Below are 17,568 nucleotides of genomic sequence, written 5' to 3'. Positions count from 1 at the left end.
AGGAGGGAAGGGGGTGGGCATTGTTCAGCGCGGTGATTTGGCCGTGCGGTTCAACAAGGAGCCCAACAATGGCGGAACGATCTCCCGCAGTCCTCTCGATCGGCGGTCAGATACCGGTCGCGATCATCCCTGAGCTGTTACAAATGCTCGCGCTCGACAATGCGCGCACCCATTTCGACGATGCACCGATCGACGGGGAAGACCTCAAAGACGGGGAAGTGCTCAAAGCCTATATCGCCGAGGCGACCGGCGGCAGAGCGGAGCATGTCGAAGACTTCTGCATCCGCAACCGGATCCCGTTTGTCCGTTCGTCCGGCAGTGTATCGGGCATCTATGGTTGCGAGAGCAAAGTCTTCACCGGAGACGGCGAACCGCGGCACTATGAGCTCTCGGAAAGCGCCCAAGTCGTGCTCGATCGCGAGACGTTCCGGGGCCTCGGCACCGTCGAGGCAGTAGAAGCCTGGTTCGAAGAAGCCAGCTACACGCCGCCGCCGCTCTTTCGGCTTCCCCGCCCGGAAGCAGCGACCGGCAAGGAGGCGGATCATGGCTGACTATTTCGTCCAGACCTGCTTCGCTTTCGATTGCTCGAACGATGAAGCCGCGCTCCTCGCAGAGGCACGGCAGGTCGCGACCGATCTCTTCGTCGGCTTCGATCCCGCTCCCCGCAGCGAAGCATTCGGCGCCGTCTTTCCAGCCACGATCGAGGGCGACTGGAAGAGCGGGTTCCTCGAACTCTTCGACGATCCGCGCTTTCCGGAATTCGGTGCGGACATCAGCGTCGCCGATTGTCCCGAGGCGCTACGCTCTCGACGTGTGACCATTTCCGGGCGGCGCGATTTCCAGTTCGATGCGATCGCCGCGCTGATCCAGCGTTGTTGCAAGACGTCGCTCGCGGCAGCCCCGGTCACCTTCGAATGGGGATATAGCTGCAACCAGGCCCGGCTCGACGGCTTCGGCGGTGGCTGGTGCGTTGTCTTTGCCGACCGTATCCGCTCGGGCACGACCGCCGACGCGATCGATGCTCTAATCAATCCAGCGCATGAAGTCGCAAATGATACGACTTCGGTCTGGGATGAGGATCCCGATCATCCGGTCGCCGACTGGCAGTATGAAGTCGCAAACGGCGATACCCGCCTCGGCTATCATGGCTGGATTGCAGGTCGCCGCCAGAATGACGGGCAAGCAGCCGACGATCGCTGACGCTCTCCACGTCCCTCTGATGCGCCGCCGCTAGGCGCACCACCCGGTCCGCCGCCCGCGCGGCCCCACCCAAAGGATATTACGATGACCGACGCCTCCGCGCCGGGCGCCTCCGTGCGCCTGTATAGCCAGACCTCGCATGATGAGCGGGGCAACTTCCATTATGCCGGCGATGCCTATCGCCCGGGCGAGCCGCTCGACCAGCTCGCCCACCGGATCGAGCAGCATCTGCGCGCGACCTTCCCGGAGACGAGCTTCTCGATCCGCACGCTGAAGTTCGCTGGTGGGCGAAAGGTGACCGCCGAGATCCTCGATACACCGGAGGATCTGACCGGCAGGGACGCGCAGAACACCTTCATCGTCACCATCCGCGATCAGGTCGAACGGTTTGGCTTCACCCGCTCCAACCTGCTGCAGGACTTCCACTCCTGCTCCTTCTACGCCGAGGTGACGATCGGCCGGGCCTATTGGTCCGCGCTCGCGCGTCGCACCGGCCCGGCCAATCCCGTCGAAGCGCGCGTGCCGCTTGCGGCCTTCCGCAAGCGCCTGAAGGTCGGGGACCAGATGGAGCTGGTCGCGGCGCCCGCCTGGCACCGGGCGGTCGGCACGACCCGCACCGTGACGGCGGTGCGCTCCAAGGATCTCATCTTCGACGGGCGTACCTATATGGACTTCCCGCGCGCCGCCGATTTCGCCTGCGACGGCACGATGGTGCGGATCTCGATCGGCTCCGAACATGAGCCGCAGGCGCATCTTCTCTACCGCTGGCTCCCACAAGCCCAGGCAGCCTGAGCCGTGGCACACATCGTCAAGGGCACGGCGCGCTGCAACCGCGACGGATGCGATCGGACCTGGCCGCGTGATCCCGTGCTGGAGGTCGCCTGTCCGACCTGCGGCGCGGGCGTGGGCGTCGGGAGCAGGCGACCGAGCGGCCATGGCGCCCTTTCGTTGAACTCCATGCCGAGCGCGATCTGCTTGCCGATGCGCTCGGCAAATACGGGGCCTGTCGGCTTGGTCGCTGCGGTGCCGCGCATCGTCCGCGCCAGCCCGGCCTGCCGCTCCTCGAGTGATCACCGCCGCCCGCCGCCTGCCCCCTGGAGGGGAGTGGGTGGGGAAGGGGTGGCCGGTCCGGATGTTCGGGCTGTGCGATCCAAGGAGACCTCCGATGGCCACTCTTGCCCGACAGATCGACATTCCCCAGGCGCAGTCGCGTCCGCCCGTCCAGGGCGCGTACCGCGTCGACATCTCGCGGGGCCGCAATATCGGCCGCGTCTCGTCCGAATGGTTCTCGCGCCCCGACGATGAGAAGTTCCTTTCGCTCGACGCGCTTTACGACAGCGTGCGCGCGCGGGCTCAGGATGCGCGCACTCGCATCGTCGAGAGCAACCAGGTGCGGGTCGAGGCGAGCATGAACAGTGCCGAGCGCCTGAGCCTGATCGTACCGGGCGAGGCCGAGCCGCTCAGCCCCACCAACTGGTCGTTCGGCCAGCTCTCCAGCCTAGTCGGCGCTCCTGCCTCCTACCTGCGCACCCTCCCGGCGGCGCTTGCCGGCATCAATCTCCAGCACGGCTTGCTTCACCACCGGGGCGAGCAGGTGAAGCTCTTGCGGACGAGCGAGGGACGAACGGAACTGCGCGCCGTGACCGGGCCGGATTATGGCCGCATCTGGGACCACGAACTGGTCGCCGCCGTCATGCGCATCGCCGGAAACGGGGTGAGCGACACGCGCTGGAAAGTGCCGGGCGTGCTCGACTGGCGCTCGATGCACTATAACCCCTATGTCGATGTCACCACCGACACGACGACGCTTTACGTCTCTGATCGCGACGTCTTCATCTTCCTCGTCGATGACACCCATCCGATCGAGGCGGGCAAACTCCCCAACGGCGACCCCGACCTCTTTTTCCGCGGCTTCTACTGCTGGAATTCGGAGGTGGGATCGAAGTCGCTGGGCATCGCGACCTTCTACCTGCGCGCCGTCTGCATGAACCGTAATCTCTGGGGCGTCGAGAATTTCGAGGAGATCTCGATCCGGCATTCCAAATTCGCTGCCAACCGCTTCGCGCACGAGGCAGCACCCGCCCTCGCAACCTTCGCGGACTCCTCTGCTGCGACCTTCATTGACGGCATCAAGACCGCGCGCAGCAGGATCGTCGCGCGCACCGAAGAAGATCGCGAGGCCTTCCTGCGCAAGAGCGGTTTCTCGAAGGGCGACACGGCGAAGATCATCCAGTCGGTGCTCGCCGAGGAGGGCCATCCGCCCGCCAGCCTGTTCGACTTCGTCCAGGGTATCACGGCGCACGCCCGCGCCAAGTCCAATCAGGACACCCGCCTCGAGATCGAGGGCAAGGCGCGCAAGCTCCTCGCCAAGGCGAACTGACGCCCGCCCAGGGCCGATCCACCCATCATCAACCCCAGCGCAGGCGGTTCCGATCCCGGTCGGAGCCGCTCTTTTCATATCGAAAGGACAGCCCGATGCACGCCACTTCCCAGATCGCCTTTGCGACCTTCACCGTCGACGTCGAATTCCTGAGCGGCGACGAGCATTATGCCACCGAGACCTATGTCATCGAGGCGACCGACTGGTACCGCGCCCAGCGCGACGCACTCGAGCGGTCGGTGAGCAGCGTCTATGACAATGCGCGCATCCCCGATCTGACCCGCCGCGCCGTCGCGCGCTGATCCGAGCCCGGCAGCGGCGCCGTCTCGTGCCGCTGCTGCCGGCGTCTTCCAACCGGAGATATACGATCGACGTCTATGGTGCGTTCAACGAGGTGGTCGCCGCCGAGCAGAAGATGCTGGCCACGCTCGATCCGACCGAGGTCCGTAAGATCCGACTGACCGCGCCCTATGAGGGCACGGCCTGAGGCGCCTCAGCTCCGCTTCGCCTGATCGGCCGTCACCGCCATATCGGCGCGCGTCCGCATGAGACCGGTCAACCACGTGAGATGCGCGGCGGCGTCCGCGAGCGGCAGTTCGCAGACCTCGTCGAACAGCTCGCGCTGATAGTCGAGGTCGCGCGAGAGGAGGTCACGCAGGCGCACACACGCAGGGCTGTCGTCGTCGACGATCCCGGCATTGGCCTCGCGCGCCGCGTCGAGAAAGGCCTCGGCCAGCTCCTGCGCCTCGTAGTAGCCGCCGTCGAGACCTTCGCCCGCGGCGAGACTGGCGAGGCGGCGACGGACGAACGGTACCTCGGGGTCGACCGCCGCGTCGTTGAGCGGCAGGTTGGCATCATAGCCCTGGAGATAGCGGCCGATGGTCATGGAACACCTCGCGCTCTTTGGAACGTAAAGTGAACGATATGTCAAGCGTGCGGGGGCTTGGAGCGCTGCCGTTGGGCTCCATTCGCCTCGGCTATTTCGGCACGTACAGGTTGGCGAACAGGCCTATGAAGCAGACGACGATCACTGCTGCGTAGGGCAGGGCGATGAACGGCGCTATGAGCCGTGTCGTCACGTACCAGAAGCGGTCTTTCCAGGGCACCGCATTCCACCAGCTGTAGATCTGGAACGGCGCGAGATCATCTTCGCCTTCGCCCCGGTACCACGCCTCCAAAGCCTCGATCCGTCCAGCCAGGTTTTTCTGGAAGCCTTTCCATATGCCTTCGAGGAGCCACAAGGACACTGCGACCAGGATGGTTGCCCACAAGATCGCGGGGCTTCCTTCCTTGGTGCCCGCCGCGAGCCCGGCGCCGAGCAGCGGCGTCGCCAGCGCTTTCATGCCGAGCGCGCGCTGGTCGAATGCCTCATATTGCCCCTGGATCAGCAGATATTCGGCTTTGAGATCGTCGTGCTTGCGCTCGGGCTTCGCGGCCGCTGGCTGCGTGCTTTCTGTCGCCGGCGTCGCGTTCATGACTGCGAGAAATAGAGGCGCCGCGCGGTCCGGGCGTTGCGGTCGCCGGGCGTGTAATAGTCCTGCGTCCAGTCGCGGTCATCGATGAGGAAGCGGACCTCAAAATCCTCGGGAGAGGCGCCGGGGTGCTTCTCCATGAAGATGCCGACCGCCTGACGGAAGGCGTAGTGCGAGTGCAGGCGGAAGAACTCGCCGACATAGATATCGGCAACCCGCGTGCTGCCGCGGATCACCACCATATTCTCGTCATTGGTGTCGGTGCTCGCCTCGCTGAAATTGGCCGAGCCGGTGATCACGATTGGATCGTCCGACAGCGGATCGATCAGCGCGAACTTGGTATGAACCCAGTGGACATTGACCTTGCTCGTCACCCGGTCGAGTTCGCCCAGCCACTGGTCGAAGCCGGTCAGCGGGATGTGATTACCGACCGCGATGACGACATTGGGCAGCGCCTGAAGCGCGCGGATCTTGGCGATCTGCGGCTCCTTGTTGGCGCCGTTCCACTCCTTCTCCATCAGCGCCATGCGCAGCTGACCGTCAGTGCGCGCATAGATGTCCGCGAAGAGTTTGTGCATGCCGAAGGCGAAGGTCATGAACAGGCCCTTGTCGGCCTTGCCCGCCATGTCGGCATACCATTCGAGCGCATGGAGATCGGGGCGGGGCGAGAAGACCGGGGCGAGGGCGTGTTCGCTCAGCACCTTGGGTGCCGGCGATCGCACGACATTGTCGGCCTTGTAGGTGCTTGCGCGCGTCGTCAGCGGGTCGCCGGTCAGCGCCTCGAAATAGGTAAGGTAATCCTCGGCCGGATCCTTGCCCTCGATGATGTGGACGCAATTGGCGTGGCCGAAGATGCCGTTCTCGGTGAGGTTGGTCGATCCGAACAACAGAGCCGCCGGCCCGTTCTCGTCGCTCAGCACCAGGAACTTGTTGTGCATGAGCGTCCCGTGGGTGCGCGGGATCGTGATCGCGCCGATGTGCGATGCATTGATTGCGGTGACGTTCGCATCCTTGGGACCACCCTCCTTCGGGATCGCGTCGAACACGATGCTGACGTCGGCGCCCCGCCCATGTGCCGCGCCAAGCGCGTCGAGCACCGCCTTCCACTGGAATTCGTAGAAGGCGCCCTTCAGGCTCCAGCCTGGCCCCTCGGCGCGCGCGATGAAGCCCAGGATGCTTTCGAGCAGACCGCGCGAAAGCCATTGATAGGCGCCGGGACCAGCTACGGACGGCTTCTTGTTCTGGAAACGCCGCGCATATTCCTGGGTCGCGGGCGAGCCGCGATTGAAGAACACGCTATGGTCGGCGCCGGTCGCCCCTTCGGTATGGACCTCGACCGTCACCGACGCGCCCTTGGTCAGCGCGCCCGGCTCGCCATACATCGGCACGATCTCGTAGCTGTAGGGCCGGTCGGGCTTTGCCGAATAGTCGGCCCATTGAAACGACTGGAAGGGGTGGAGCAAGCTCGAAAACTGCTCACCGGGCGCCGGATAGGGCTCGACCGCCTTGAAGGTCTTGGTGCCCTTCATCCAGTAGCTTTCCTGCTCGGTCGGATCGGTGCGCCTGACCGCGAACCCCCTGAGGCCAGCGCGTTTGCTATCGGAGATAGTCCAGCCGAGCAGCACCACATAGGCGCCGGCCACGGCGTTCACGGTCAAGTCGCCGTTCTTCTTACGCGTCCGCATGATCCCCCCGGAGCAAGCATTGCTTCAAATGGAGATTAGCATGGGAGCACGATTACTTGGAGTCTGAACTCGAACCACTCTCAATATATTCGCTGGCCCGACGCACAAATGTCATAATCGGAATTGTGTGCGTAACTATCGAAAGTCGCACGACGATTGATCGATAGGCAATGGGCAGGCGGGAGCGACGGTTCGCCGCTCCCGCCTGGGTGGATCAGAAACCGAGGCGGATGCCGACGCGGCCACCGCCGCCGCTGCGCCCGTCGCCGGTCGAACCGTTCGCCTCGACGAACCCCGAGAGCGCCGATTTGGTGACGAGGTTCAGGCCGATGCTGCCGCGGACCTGATCGCCGATCCGGTCATTTCCGACCTCCTCGCTCGCGCCGCCGCTGAAGAGGATCGCACCCTTCGTGCCGGCGAACTCGTGGACATAATGCACCCCGCCATAGAAGGTGACGCCTGGGCCATCGCCGCCGCCGAGCTTGCCGCCGAAACGCGCGCCGAATGTGCCCCTCAGACTGGTCGCATTTTCGAATGCGACCGTCTGGTTGAGCGCCTTCAGATCGCCAAGATTGGTGTGCGACCAGGCGAGCTTCGCCGACGGCTCCAGGAAGAAGCGCGTTATCGTGAACCGGCCGCCCGCCTCGAGTTGGGCTCCGACCGTATGTCCGGAGAAGGTGTCGCTGATCGCGAGCTCTCGATCTGTCGCCTTGAGGCTGTGGAAGGCGACGCTAGCGAGCCCGTTCAGGAAGAAGGCACCGCTGCGATAGCCGCCATAGCCACCCACATCGAAGCTATCGATCGACACGCGCGATGCGGAACTCGAAAAGCTTACCGTCGCGCTGTCATAGCCCGCCGTCAGACCAAAGCCGGGCCGCTTGTCCGTGCCCGCGCTGAAGTCATAGCCGAGGCGTCCGCCGGTGTTGTTCTGCCGATAGCCAGTATCGAAGCCACCGCGCGTCGCCCGGACCCGATCGGTACGGCCGCCGAAATCACCCCACAGCGCCTTCGATCCGGCACCGCTGTCGCGAAGGCTCTGCAGGTGCGCTGTCAGCGCATCGCCATTGGCGTTGGTGACGTTCGCCACCGTCTCGTTGAGCTTGGCATAGCGGAACACCGGCGCGCCGGCCGACGAGGCCAGCATGAAGCGCCCGTTCGCTGCGTCGAAGGTCAGTCCATAATGGACGAAACCGAAGTCCTGCGTCGCAAGGCTGAAGGCATCGGAGGAGGAGCCAGCACCGACCTTGACCAGCGAAATCGGCGCATTGCCCGTCAGTACGGCATTCGCGTTGCCGAGATCGACGAGTGAGATTTTCGTCGATCCCGTCGCGGCGCCTGTCACGGTGAAGTGATCCGTGGTGCCGTTACCCATCTCGAGCAGCAGCCGGGCATTTTGCGAGCCCACATAATTGCCGCTCAGGACGAACGTGTCGCCGGCATGGCCGTTCGCGAGATCGATCGTGCCGGTGTTCTCGAACCGCTCCAGATTGAGGAACGAGACCGTGCCGGCAGTCGTGGTCCCGGGCAGGATCCTCAGCGTGCCCGAATTCACGAACCGGTCGTTTCCATCGCCGAAGTCGCTGTTGCCGCTTGCCGCGAACGTGCCGCTGTTGGTCAGGACGTCGTCGCCTGCGCCAAACAGGATGCGCCCGGCGATCGTGCCGCTGTTGGAGACGTTCGCCGCACCGGAGGCGACCCGGATCGCATAGCCGCTGCCGCCCGTGATCGTGCCGGCATTGGTGATCCGTACGGTGGGGACGGTGTCCGCCGCAACGGCCTGTGTGCGAACGCCGATCCCGCCGCCGCCGCCATCACCACCGCCACCGCCTTGGGTGGGCGGCGGAACATAGGATCCGACCGCGCTCGCGACGATCGCGTCGCCGCCGCCGGTGATCGTGCCCGCGCTGCCGACATCGATCGTGACATTGTCGCCCTTGGCCGAGATCGCGTCGCCTTGCGAACTCGTGACGCCCCGGATCGTGATCGCGGTCGTGCCGTAAGCGCTTGCCAGGATCGCATTGCCGTCAGCCGCGCTGGTGTTGGTCGCATCGATATGCGCGTCACCCGCCGCGCGCACCCGGATGCCCACCGAGCCGGCGCCCGTCACCTTGACGGTGCCGCTCGTCACCGAAACCGTGTGATCGGGCGTGCCGTCGGCCGGCGCCAAGGGCACCGCGTTTGCCGAGAGGTGGACCCGGAACGGGATCGAGACGTCGAGCGGTGACTGGGCGAAAATGCCGTCCGCCTTGGCGCCGCTGGTCGTAACTTTGTCGGCCACCACCGTCACGGTGCTGTAAGGCCCGACCGCCGTCGCGTTGATCGCGCTGGCATGATAGCCCGACGTCGTGACCGTACCGCCATTGATACGGACGTTGCCGACGAGTGAGTTGCCGATAATACCATAGGCATAGGTGCCCGCGGTCGAGATGATCTTCTGGTTATCGATGAGATTGTCGCCGCCGACTGTCGTCGCCTGGATACCAAAACCCTTCTCGCCGGTCGTTGTGAGGTTACCCGACAGGGTTATGGTCGACTGACCGCCGTTAGCATTCGTGTAGATGCCCTTGCCGAAGCTGCCGGTCGTCGAGATCGCGCCGGACGTCACCGTGACGTCACCGTTTCCAGCCGTCGCTGAAATGCCCGAGCCACCCGATACGACAGACCCGACCGTGACGGTGGCGTTGCCACCATAGGCGCCGGCGCTGATCGCTGCTCCCGCTTGCCCGACCTCAATCTTGCCGGCGCTCACGTCCACACTGCCACCGCCCTCGGTGAAAGCAACGATGCCCGTGCTGCCATAGCCGGAGAGCTTGATCGTATCGACCTTGACCGTCGACGCGCCACCGATCCCGGTCAGGAGCACGCCGATATTGTTCGTGCCCGAACCCGTGATCGTGCCTGCTTCGACGTTTGCAGCGCCGTTGGCTGCCAGCACATCGATGGCGCGCGATCCATAGCCGCTCACATCGACCGAGCCGGCCTTGACGGCAGCGTTGAGACCGCCCGCGCGGATGCCGTCCGACATCTGGCCGCTCGTCGAAACCGAGCCCGCCTCGACCGAGACGTTTCCATAAGGCGCAAGCGCGAAGACCGCCGGGGCATAGTCGCCCGCCGTGCTCACACTGTCCACCTTGATCCCGACATCGCCGTACACGCCGACCGCGTAGACGCCGACCGCATTGGCACCGCTGGTGGTGATCGTCCCGGCATCGATCGACACATTGTCGGCGCCAAACGCGTAGATGCCGTCCGAGCTTGCGCCGCTGGTGGCGATGGCTCCGGCCGAAATCGTGATGCTGCGGTCGGTCTGGGTATAGGGATCGCGCAAGAAGGACTGGGCGAGAATACCTTGAGAATAGTCACCCGTCGTCGTGATTGATCCGGCGCGGATTGTGGTCTTGCCCTCTTCGGCCGCCGTGAAGACGCCCGGTGCATGGCCGCCCGTGGTCGTGACGCTGTCGACGTCGATGACCTGCTCGCCGTGGCTTACGGTTGTGTCGATGCCGACCGCACCGTTCCCGGTCGTATCGACTGACCCGGCCTTGATGGAGAGCAGACCGTCATAAGAGCTGGCGAGGATCCCCTCGGCCCAGGTGGAATGGCGGCCGCCGCCGAGACCCCCGCTGGTCTTCACACTGTCGACCTCAATGGTGACGTTGCCCGACGACCCTTGCGCAGAAATGCCCCGCGCGCCGCCGCCCGTCGTGCTGACCGAGCCCGCCTTGATGATCACGGCATCGCCGCCGTCGAGCGAGATGCCCGAGGCCGCAATGCCCTCGCTGTGCGCGCCCGAGGTCGAGATCGTGCCGGTCGCATCGACGATGGCAGTGCCGTTTGCCGCTAACGCCAGCATGCCCACCGCATAGTCGCCGCGTGTGTCGACCGAACCACCGGTCAGATGGACCGCCTTGCCCGCAGCGAACGCATAGCCGCCGATCCCGGTCGCATTGCCGCCGGTGGTCGAGACGGAACCTGCGTTCACGTCGACCGTGCCGAACACGCTATAGGCGACGATGCCCTGGCTGCCGAAGCCACTCGTTTCGACCTTGCCGGCATCCACTTTGACATCGCCGAGCGAAAGCGCGCCGATGCCGATCGAATAATCGCGCCGCGTTTTCACGGACCCGGCATTCACGGTGACGGCGCCTTCGCCATAGTTGATCGCGTAGATGCCGTGGGAGCCTGCTCCGCTGGTCGAAACCGACCCGGCATCGACGATGATATTGCCACCGAACGAAACCGCACGGATGGCTTGCGAACCGGTACCGGTCGTCGATACCGCGCCTGCATCGACCAAGACGTCGCTTTGGCCGCCCGCGTAGATGCCGTGAGACATGTCGCCATGGGTGCTCACCGTGCCTGCGGTCACCTTCGTCGCTCCGCCATCGGCATAATTGAGCGCGTCGATGCCGTCAGAATAGAGGCCGTTGGTCGCGACCGTATCAGCCGTCACCGAGATGCTGGGGACGATCGTCGGATCGCTATAGACGTGATTGGTCCGCGCGATCACTCCGGCGGCATAGTCCCCAGTGGTCCGGACAGACCCGGTGACCTCCACATTGACCGCCGTACCGACAGCGGTGATGCCGGTTGCGTCGGCCTCGGTGCCCATGCCGCCACCCTGGGTGCCGACCGTTTCTGCGCGCACGGTGGTCGTGCCCGAGGAATAGGCAACAATGCCACGCCCGGAGCCGCCAAAGGCATAGGCATAGGTCGTGTCGATGGTTGTATCGCCGGCGGTGGTCGCGGCATAGATTCCGTCAGAGCCGAGACCCGAAGTCACCACGCCGCCGGTATGAATATCGATATTGCCCACAGCCGTGTTGGCGCGAACGCCGGTCGAGGCCTCGCCGGCGGTGGTGACCGTCTGGGCTGAGATATGGATGTCGCCGCCCATGCCGGCATCGGCGGCGATGCCGTCCGCGCGGTAGCCGCTGGTATAGACCGAGCCTGCGTCGATCGAGACATTACCGCCTGCGGTCCGGGTGTCGATGCCGCGTCCGCCGACGCCGCTAGCCTGGATCGACGAGTCCGCCGCCGACACGGTGATCGCACCGCCACTGCTGGTGACGCTGATCCCGGCTCGGTCATCGCTGGTCGGCGTGATCACAGTCTCCGCCGGCACGACGACGGTGAGGTCCTGCGGGGCAGGGGCGGCAACCTCGTAGCTGATCCCATCGGGGAAGTTGCCGGCATCCGGCGCGCAGGTGACGACGCCATCGACGGGAGCGCCACACGCCTGGCTCGTCTGCGCAAACGTCGGGGCCGCACACAGCAAAGCCGCGAGTGCGCCCATACTGGCGCCGAGCCGCAGCCGCTGGGCTGCTGCTCGCCCGACCGGTTCGGCGCGCATATGGGTCGCGAAAGTGTCGGCAGGTGTCATCGCAAGGCATCTCCGGCTGAGGTGACGCCGCATTTCGGCGCCAGATGCTGCCTGTGACGCCGGGATCGATCGTCACCCGTAACGAGAGTGCAACTTTTTCCGTGCAAAAGCCGGGGTTTAAGAAATTTTCGGTGCGCTGCGTTTTTTTGCAAGGCTGCGCTACGTCGGCGGCGTCTTAACGAGAAAATCCATTCTCAGGCGCGCGGGGGTAGCCCTTCGTGCGCCGCATTCGGGGCAGGCATGGCGAAATCGAACGCGGCATCGACCAAGGGATCAGCGGGACAGGCGGAGACGCCGGCGCCACCGCAACGCGGCGCTGCGACCGCGCCCGGCGCGGAACCGCCAGCGCCCGCACCCGGCACCTCGCAGATCACCGTCTCGCGCGGCTTCAACGCCTGGCTCGCCGCCAACCGCACCAGCCTCGCTTTCTCGTCCTACCAGACCGGCCAGCTCTTCCTGGTCGGGCGCCACCCCAACGGGACCGTCTCGTTCAACCAGCAGAATTTCAACCGGGCGATGGGCCTCTCCTGGTCAGGATCGCGGCTCTATCTCGGCGCTCTCTCCCAGGTCTGGCGGCTCGAAAACATGCTCAAGCCCGGCGAAGTCGGCAACGAGGTCTTCGATGCGGTCCTGGTGCCGCGCAACGCCCAGACCACCGGCGATGTCGATGTGCATGAGGTGGGCATCGATGCCGAGGGGCGTGTGATCTTCGTCAACACCAAATATAGTTGCCTTTGCACGCTCGATCTGACCGACAGCTTTCGCCCGATCTGGAAGCCGCCTTTCATCTCCAAGCTTGCGCCGGAAGACCGCTGCCACCTGAACGGCATGGCGATGGCCGGCGGCCGGCCGGCGTTCGTGACCGCCGTCAGCCGGTCCGATGTCGTCACCGGCTGGCGCGAGCGTCGGCATCAGGGCGGCGTCATCATCGAGGTCGCAACCGGCAGGATCGTCACCGACCAGCTCTCGATGCCGCATTCGCCGCGCGTCATGGGTGGTCGGCTCTATGCGCTCGACAGCGGACGCGGCCAGATCATCGAGGTCGATCCCAAGACCGGCGAGAAGCGCGACATCGCTTTCTGCCCAGGCTTCCTGCGCGGCATGTCGATCCACAACGGCGATGCCATCGTCACGGTATCCAAGCCGCGCGACGGCACGTTCAAGCACCTCTCGCTCGATGCCGAACTCCAGTCGCGTGACGCCGAGCCCTGGTGCGGCGTGCTCATCGTCAATCTTGCGAGCGGCGATCTGGTCGAGTGGGTCCGGCTCGATGGACACATCACCGAATTGTTCGACGTGGCGGTCATACCGGGCGTCGCCTGTCCCATGTCGATCGGGCCGGACACGCCCGAGATGCGCAGTACAATCACCTTCGCCCCCGAAGTTCGGCCGCTCTACGGGCTCGCCACGGCCGCATGAGCGCAAGGACGGGAGCAGGGCGGGCCGCCATGACCTTGACGATGGTCTGTCCATCGTCTCTGGTCCGCTGCTCCAGGCGTTGTTGAGCCTGTGCGCGGGCAGACAGGCGTTCACGAGCAGAAGGTGACCGAAGCGAACTCAGTGCTGATCGAGACCTTCATGGTCCACCGTGCAGCGCTCGCCCGTTTCATCGCCTTGCGGTGTGGCAGCGATAATGCCGACGATCTCGTCCAGGAATTGTGGATCAAGATCCAGCAGGTCGATGCGTCCGTCGACCAGCCGCTCGCCTATCTCTATCGCGCGGCGCACCGCCTGGTTCTCGATACGCGTCGGGGCGCGTCGCGTTCGCGCGATCGCGAACAGGCCTGGAGCCTCGCAAGCGGACAGTTCGAAGGAGCCGAGACACCGATCGCCGAACGCCGTCTCCTTGCCGCCGAGCAGCTCCGCCGCGTCGAGGAGGCGCTCGCATCGGTCGGCTCGCGCGCGACCCGGATCTTCACCCGCTACCGCGTCGACGGCATCGAGCAGCGCAGGATCGCCGCCGAGATGGGCGTCAGCCTCAGCACCGTGGAAAAGGATCTGCGCAGAAGCTACGCGGCGATCTCCGGCCTGAAAGACGAACGCAATGAGGCTTGAACGCTTCGGCGGCGTCAGGGGCGCATGGACGTGCCGCCTATGACCGACTCGCGCAAATCCGCCGATCTCCAGGCGCTCGACTGGGCGATCCTGGCCGATGATCCGACCTTCACGGACTGGCCGGCGCTCAAGGCCTGGCTCGCGGCCGATCCTGACCATCCGGTGCTCTTTGATCGTGCGACGATCGCCGTGGAGGAAGCCGCGTCCGCAGTCAGTGCCGCGCCGCGCGAGCGCCTGACCCTCGTCGCCGACAATCCCGAGCCGCTGGTCCGCCGGCAAGACCGGGCGTCGCCGCGCTGGTGGCCGGCCGGCATAGCGGCCAGTCTGGTCGCGGCCGTCGGGCTCACCGTCTGGTTGGGGCAGGGGACGCACACGCCCGCCATGCAGGAGATCGCCACGCGGCCGGGCGAGGTCCGCGTCGTCGTGCTCGACGGTGTGACGGTCACGCTCAACGGCGACAGCGCGCTCCGGGCGCCTGCGGGTTCGCCGCGCGAGGTTGTGCTGGCGCGCGGCGAGGCGAGCTTCGATGTGGTGCATGATGCCGAGCGGCCTTTCGCGGTTCGCGTCGGTGACGCCGTGGTGCGCGACATCGGCACGCGCTTCGACGTTCTGCGCGACGAGCAGGGCATCACGGTCGCCGTCGCCGAAGGCTCGGTCGAGGTCGCGTCCGGCGGCGCCAAGGTTCCCGTCCGCGCCGGCGAGCGGACGGTCGTCGCGGCTAACGAAGCCCCTTCCGCGCCGCAAGCGGTGGCGCCGAGCACGGTGACGGGCTGGCAAACTGGCCAGCTCATCTATGACGATGCGACGCTCGACCGCATCATCGCCGATGTGCGTCGGCGAACGGGCCTCGCGATCCGACTGGCACCGGCGCTCGAACATCGCCGGTTCGCAGGCTCGCTCAACGTCGCGGGGCCGCCCGAGACCGTCATCGCGCGATTGGAAGAGGTGCTCGCCGTCTCAGCCCAGAAGGACGGCGCTGGGTGGCTGCTCGTCTCACGACAGGGTGGCCGCCGCTGAACGCACGCTATCCCTACAGTCTTGCCCAAGGCGCCTGCGGCTCGCTGATCGCCGCCAGCGTATTCTCGATCAGCAGCGCGTCGGCACAGACACGTACGACCGTCCATCTCGACCTGCGTCCAGGCCCGCTTTCACAAGCGATCAACGAAATCGCGGCGCAGTCCGGCGCCAGCATCGGCACGGACGATCCGGCGCTGCTGCGGACGCCGATTTCGGCGCTTCGGATCGATGGCGCGGTCGACCAGGCGCTGCGCCTGGCGCTCGCGCGAACGGACCTGCGTCTGGTGCGAACGGGGCCAGCGAGCTGGCGAATCCTGCGGGAGGCCAGGCACGTGCCGCCTTCACCCCCCAGGCGTCGGCCGGTTCCGGTGGAGCCGGCACAGGATATCGTCGTCACCGGCAGCAAGCTCGACACGCCGCTGCAGGACTATCCCGGCAGTGTGACGATCATCGACGGGACCGCGCTCGACCATCCGGGGCGCGAGCGCGGTACGCTCGCAGTCGCGGAGATTCAGGCGAACCTGCTCTCGACCCGACTCGGGCCGGGCCGGAACAAGCTGTTCCTGCGCGGGATCGCCGACAGCAGCTTCAACGGCACCAGCCCGGCGCTGGTCGGCCAGTATCTGGGCGACCTGCGGCTGACCTATGCGTCGCCGGACCCCGATCTGCGGCTCTACGATGTCGACCGGGTCGAGATTCTCGAAGGACCACAGGGCACGCTCTACGGCGCGGGCTCGCTCGGCGGAATCCTGCGCGCGGTTCCACGGTCTCCCGATCCGGGCGCGACGCATGGCGACGTCTGGGCCGGCGGATCGATAAGCGCTCACGGTCAACCCGGCGCCGATGGCGGTATGGTCCTGAACTTGCCGCTCGCACCGCGCGTGGCGCTCCGTGTGGTGGGCTATGGCGAGCAGGATGGCGGCTATATCGACGACATCGGCCGGGGCCTGAAGGACGTGAACCGCAGCCGCGTCGCCGGCGGCCGCGCGGCGCTTCGTGTCGGCTTCGGCAGTGGATGGACGGCCACGCTCGGCGGCATCGCGCAGGACGTCCGCAACCGCGACTCGCAATATGCCGATGAAGATCTGGGATCATTGGTGCGGGCAAGCGCCGTCGCGCAGCCGTCCTTTCACAGCTACCGCGCCGTCGATCTCGCGATCGAGGGAAGGGTGGGAGGCGCAACGCTAAGGTCGACCACCGGCTATGTGGCGCAGCGGCTCGGCCAAGCCTTCGATGCGACCCAGCCCGACAACGACATCCTGCTCTACGAGCAGCGTGACCGCATCAGCATGGTCTCCAACGAGACGCGGCTGAACGGGAAGGCCGGCGACCGGCTGGACTGGCTCGCGGGCATCGCCGTGCTCCATGCGCGCTCGACCGAGCGCCGGGCGCTTGGGGCGCCCGACGCGCTTGCGAGCCTCGGCGAGGTTCGGCTCGGCATGACCGAGGCGACCGCATTCGGCGAACTGGCACTGCATCCCACCTCAGGCATCATCGTGACCGGTGGCGGACGCGTCTCCTATATCGCCGCTGATGGTGCCGCGAGCGGAACGCTGGCCAAGCCCGTCGTCGGAACGGCAGGGCCGAAGGCGGCGCGGCGCTACCAGTGGCTCGCGACGCCGATGGTCGGCATCTCCTGGGAGGCGGCGCGCAAGATCACGGTCTTCGCGCGTTATGCGGGCGGCTATCGACCTGGAGGCCTCACCGTGAACGGGGTGGCCGAAGCCTTCGATCCCGACACGATACGCACTGTCGAGCTTGGGTTCCGCGCCCGCGATCTCGGCCGCGCGAAGTTCCATCTCTCGGCGACTGCGGCCGCAAGCCGGTGGCGCGACATTCAGGCTGATTCGCTCGATGGGCTCGCCATCCCGCATGTCGCCAATATCGGGTATGGCCGGGTGCAGAGCCTGAGCTTCGATGTCGGCGCAACGCCGTTTCCCGGGATCGACCTCACCGCGAGCGGCTTTCGGAGCTGGAGCAAGCTGACCACGGTCGGCCCCTCAGTCGAAGGTCCGCTGATGGGGCCGCTTCCGAATGTCGCGCGTTACGGTGCCGTGATGGCGGTCGAATATCGCCACCGCATCGCGGCGCAGTCCGAAATTGGTCTCGGCGTTCGCGGCAAGATCGTCGGGCCGTCCATGCTCGGCATCGGCCCCGAGCTATCCCTGCCGCAAGGCGATTACGGCACGCTGGCAGCGTCGGCCTCGCTTACGATCCGGCGCGCCACCGTCACGCTCGACGCCACCAATTTGCTCGACGCGCGCGGCAACCTGTTCGCGCTCGGCACGCCGTTCACGCTCGCCACTGGGCACCAGAGCACGCCGCTCCGCCCGCGCACCCTGCGATTGGGGGTCGCGACGTCCTTTTGACGCGGTG

Annotated in this window: 14 protein-coding genes; 10 read left to right on the top strand and 4 right to left on the bottom strand. The window is 65.9% G+C overall.

Annotation, left to right across the window (positions count from 1 at the left end):
- The first annotated feature begins 143 nt into the window (after positions 1-143).
- From PBT88_RS16460 to PBT88_RS16435, 6 genes are all read left to right on the top strand, one after another.
- Positions 144-551 carry a hypothetical protein gene (locus tag PBT88_RS16460; protein ID WP_270076393.1) on the top strand — a complete coding sequence of 136 codons (408 nt, stop codon included), beginning with the start codon at positions 144-146 and terminating at the stop codon, positions 549-551.
- Positions 544-1,200 (top strand): hypothetical protein, encoded by a 657-nt coding sequence (locus PBT88_RS16455; RefSeq protein WP_270076392.1) that lies wholly within the window; start codon positions 544-546, stop codon positions 1,198-1,200. Before PBT88_RS16460 ends, PBT88_RS16455 begins: the two co-directional genes overlap by 8 nt.
- Positions 1,201-1,284: 84 nt before the next feature.
- The gene (locus PBT88_RS16450) at positions 1,285-1,992 is read left to right on the top strand and encodes a hypothetical protein (protein WP_270076391.1); all 708 of its coding nucleotides are present in this window, start codon (positions 1,285-1,287) and stop codon (positions 1,990-1,992) included.
- Between the two features lie 373 nt (positions 1,993-2,365).
- Positions 2,366-3,580 (top strand): DUF932 domain-containing protein, encoded by a 1,215-nt coding sequence (locus tag PBT88_RS16445; RefSeq protein WP_270076390.1) that lies wholly within the window; start codon positions 2,366-2,368, stop codon positions 3,578-3,580.
- A gap of 95 nt (positions 3,581-3,675) precedes the next feature.
- Entirely contained in the window at positions 3,676-3,882 is a 207-nt protein-coding gene (locus tag PBT88_RS16440; protein WP_270076389.1) for a hypothetical protein, read from the top strand.
- Between the two features lie 26 nt (positions 3,883-3,908).
- Entirely contained in the window at positions 3,909-4,067 is a 159-nt protein-coding gene (locus tag PBT88_RS16435; RefSeq protein WP_270076388.1) for a hypothetical protein, read from the top strand.
- Positions 4,068-4,073: 6 nt separating this feature from the next.
- Here PBT88_RS16435 and PBT88_RS16430 read toward each other — a convergent pair whose 3' ends face one another.
- The 4 genes from PBT88_RS16430 to PBT88_RS16415 form a co-directional block, all read right to left on the bottom strand.
- Complete coding sequence (locus PBT88_RS16430; RefSeq protein WP_270076387.1) at positions 4,074-4,466, bottom strand: hypothetical protein; 393 nt, start codon at positions 4,464-4,466, stop codon at positions 4,074-4,076.
- A 91-nt stretch (positions 4,467-4,557) separates the two neighbouring features.
- Positions 4,558-5,055: a hypothetical protein gene (locus tag PBT88_RS16425; RefSeq protein WP_270076386.1), complete on the bottom strand. Its 498-nt coding sequence runs from the start codon at positions 5,053-5,055 to the stop codon at positions 4,558-4,560.
- On the bottom strand, positions 5,052-6,737 hold the full coding sequence (locus PBT88_RS16420; protein WP_270076385.1) for a phospholipase D-like domain-containing protein: 1,686 nt from the start codon (positions 6,735-6,737) through the stop codon (positions 5,052-5,054). Before PBT88_RS16420 ends, PBT88_RS16425 begins: the two co-directional genes overlap by 4 nt.
- A gap of 214 nt (positions 6,738-6,951) precedes the next feature.
- Complete coding sequence (locus PBT88_RS16415) at positions 6,952-12,120, bottom strand: beta strand repeat-containing protein (protein ID WP_270076384.1); 5,169 nt, start codon at positions 12,118-12,120, stop codon at positions 6,952-6,954.
- Between the two features lie 240 nt (positions 12,121-12,360).
- Between PBT88_RS16415 and PBT88_RS16410 the strand changes: the two genes are divergently transcribed.
- The 4 genes from PBT88_RS16410 to PBT88_RS16395 all read left to right on the top strand — a co-directional run bounded on the left by PBT88_RS16410 (position 12,361) and on the right by PBT88_RS16395 (position 17,561).
- Positions 12,361-13,539 carry a TIGR03032 family protein gene (locus PBT88_RS16410; RefSeq protein WP_270076383.1) on the top strand — a complete coding sequence of 393 codons (1,179 nt, stop codon included), beginning with the start codon at positions 12,361-12,363 and terminating at the stop codon, positions 13,537-13,539.
- A 90-nt stretch (positions 13,540-13,629) separates the two neighbouring features.
- Positions 13,630-14,175 (top strand): RNA polymerase sigma factor, encoded by a 546-nt coding sequence (locus tag PBT88_RS16405; protein WP_270076382.1) that lies wholly within the window; start codon positions 13,630-13,632, stop codon positions 14,173-14,175.
- Positions 14,176-14,214: 39 nt separating this feature from the next.
- The gene (locus PBT88_RS16400; RefSeq protein WP_270076381.1) at positions 14,215-15,192 is read left to right on the top strand and encodes a FecR family protein; all 978 of its coding nucleotides are present in this window, start codon (positions 14,215-14,217) and stop codon (positions 15,190-15,192) included.
- On the top strand, positions 15,156-17,561 hold the full coding sequence (locus tag PBT88_RS16395) for a TonB-dependent receptor (protein WP_270076380.1): 2,406 nt from the start codon (positions 15,156-15,158) through the stop codon (positions 17,559-17,561). The genes PBT88_RS16400 and PBT88_RS16395 overlap by 37 nt, the downstream gene beginning before the upstream one ends.
- Positions 17,562-17,568: the final 7 nt, after the last annotated feature.

Source organism: Sphingomonas abietis (assembly GCF_027625475.1).
Lineage (GTDB): Bacteria > Pseudomonadota > Alphaproteobacteria > Sphingomonadales > Sphingomonadaceae > Solisphingomonas > Solisphingomonas abietis.
This window is presented reverse-complemented; position numbering and strand designations above follow the sequence as displayed.

Coding starts and splice junctions, on each gene's coding strand:
- PBT88_RS16400 (WP_270076381.1), top strand. CDS start 14,215: ATGACCGACTCGCGCAAATCCGCCGATCTCCAGGCGCTCGACTGGGCG.
- PBT88_RS16455 (WP_270076392.1), top strand. CDS start 544: ATGGCTGACTATTTCGTCCAGACCTGCTTCGCTTTCGATTGCTCGAAC.
- PBT88_RS16415 (WP_270076384.1), bottom strand. CDS start 12,120: ATGACACCTGCCGACACTTTCGCGACCCATATGCGCGCCGAACCGGTC.
- PBT88_RS16425 (WP_270076386.1), bottom strand. CDS start 5,055: ATGAACGCGACGCCGGCGACAGAAAGCACGCAGCCAGCGGCCGCGAAG.
- PBT88_RS16420 (WP_270076385.1), bottom strand. CDS start 6,737: ATGCGGACGCGTAAGAAGAACGGCGACTTGACCGTGAACGCCGTGGCC.
- PBT88_RS16460 (WP_270076393.1), top strand. CDS start 144: ATGCTCGCGCTCGACAATGCGCGCACCCATTTCGACGATGCACCGATC.
- PBT88_RS16445 (WP_270076390.1), top strand. CDS start 2,366: ATGGCCACTCTTGCCCGACAGATCGACATTCCCCAGGCGCAGTCGCGT.
- PBT88_RS16410 (WP_270076383.1), top strand. CDS start 12,361: ATGGCGAAATCGAACGCGGCATCGACCAAGGGATCAGCGGGACAGGCG.
- PBT88_RS16430 (WP_270076387.1), bottom strand. CDS start 4,466: ATGACCATCGGCCGCTATCTCCAGGGCTATGATGCCAACCTGCCGCTC.
- PBT88_RS16440 (WP_270076389.1), top strand. CDS start 3,676: ATGCACGCCACTTCCCAGATCGCCTTTGCGACCTTCACCGTCGACGTC.
- PBT88_RS16450 (WP_270076391.1), top strand. CDS start 1,285: ATGACCGACGCCTCCGCGCCGGGCGCCTCCGTGCGCCTGTATAGCCAG.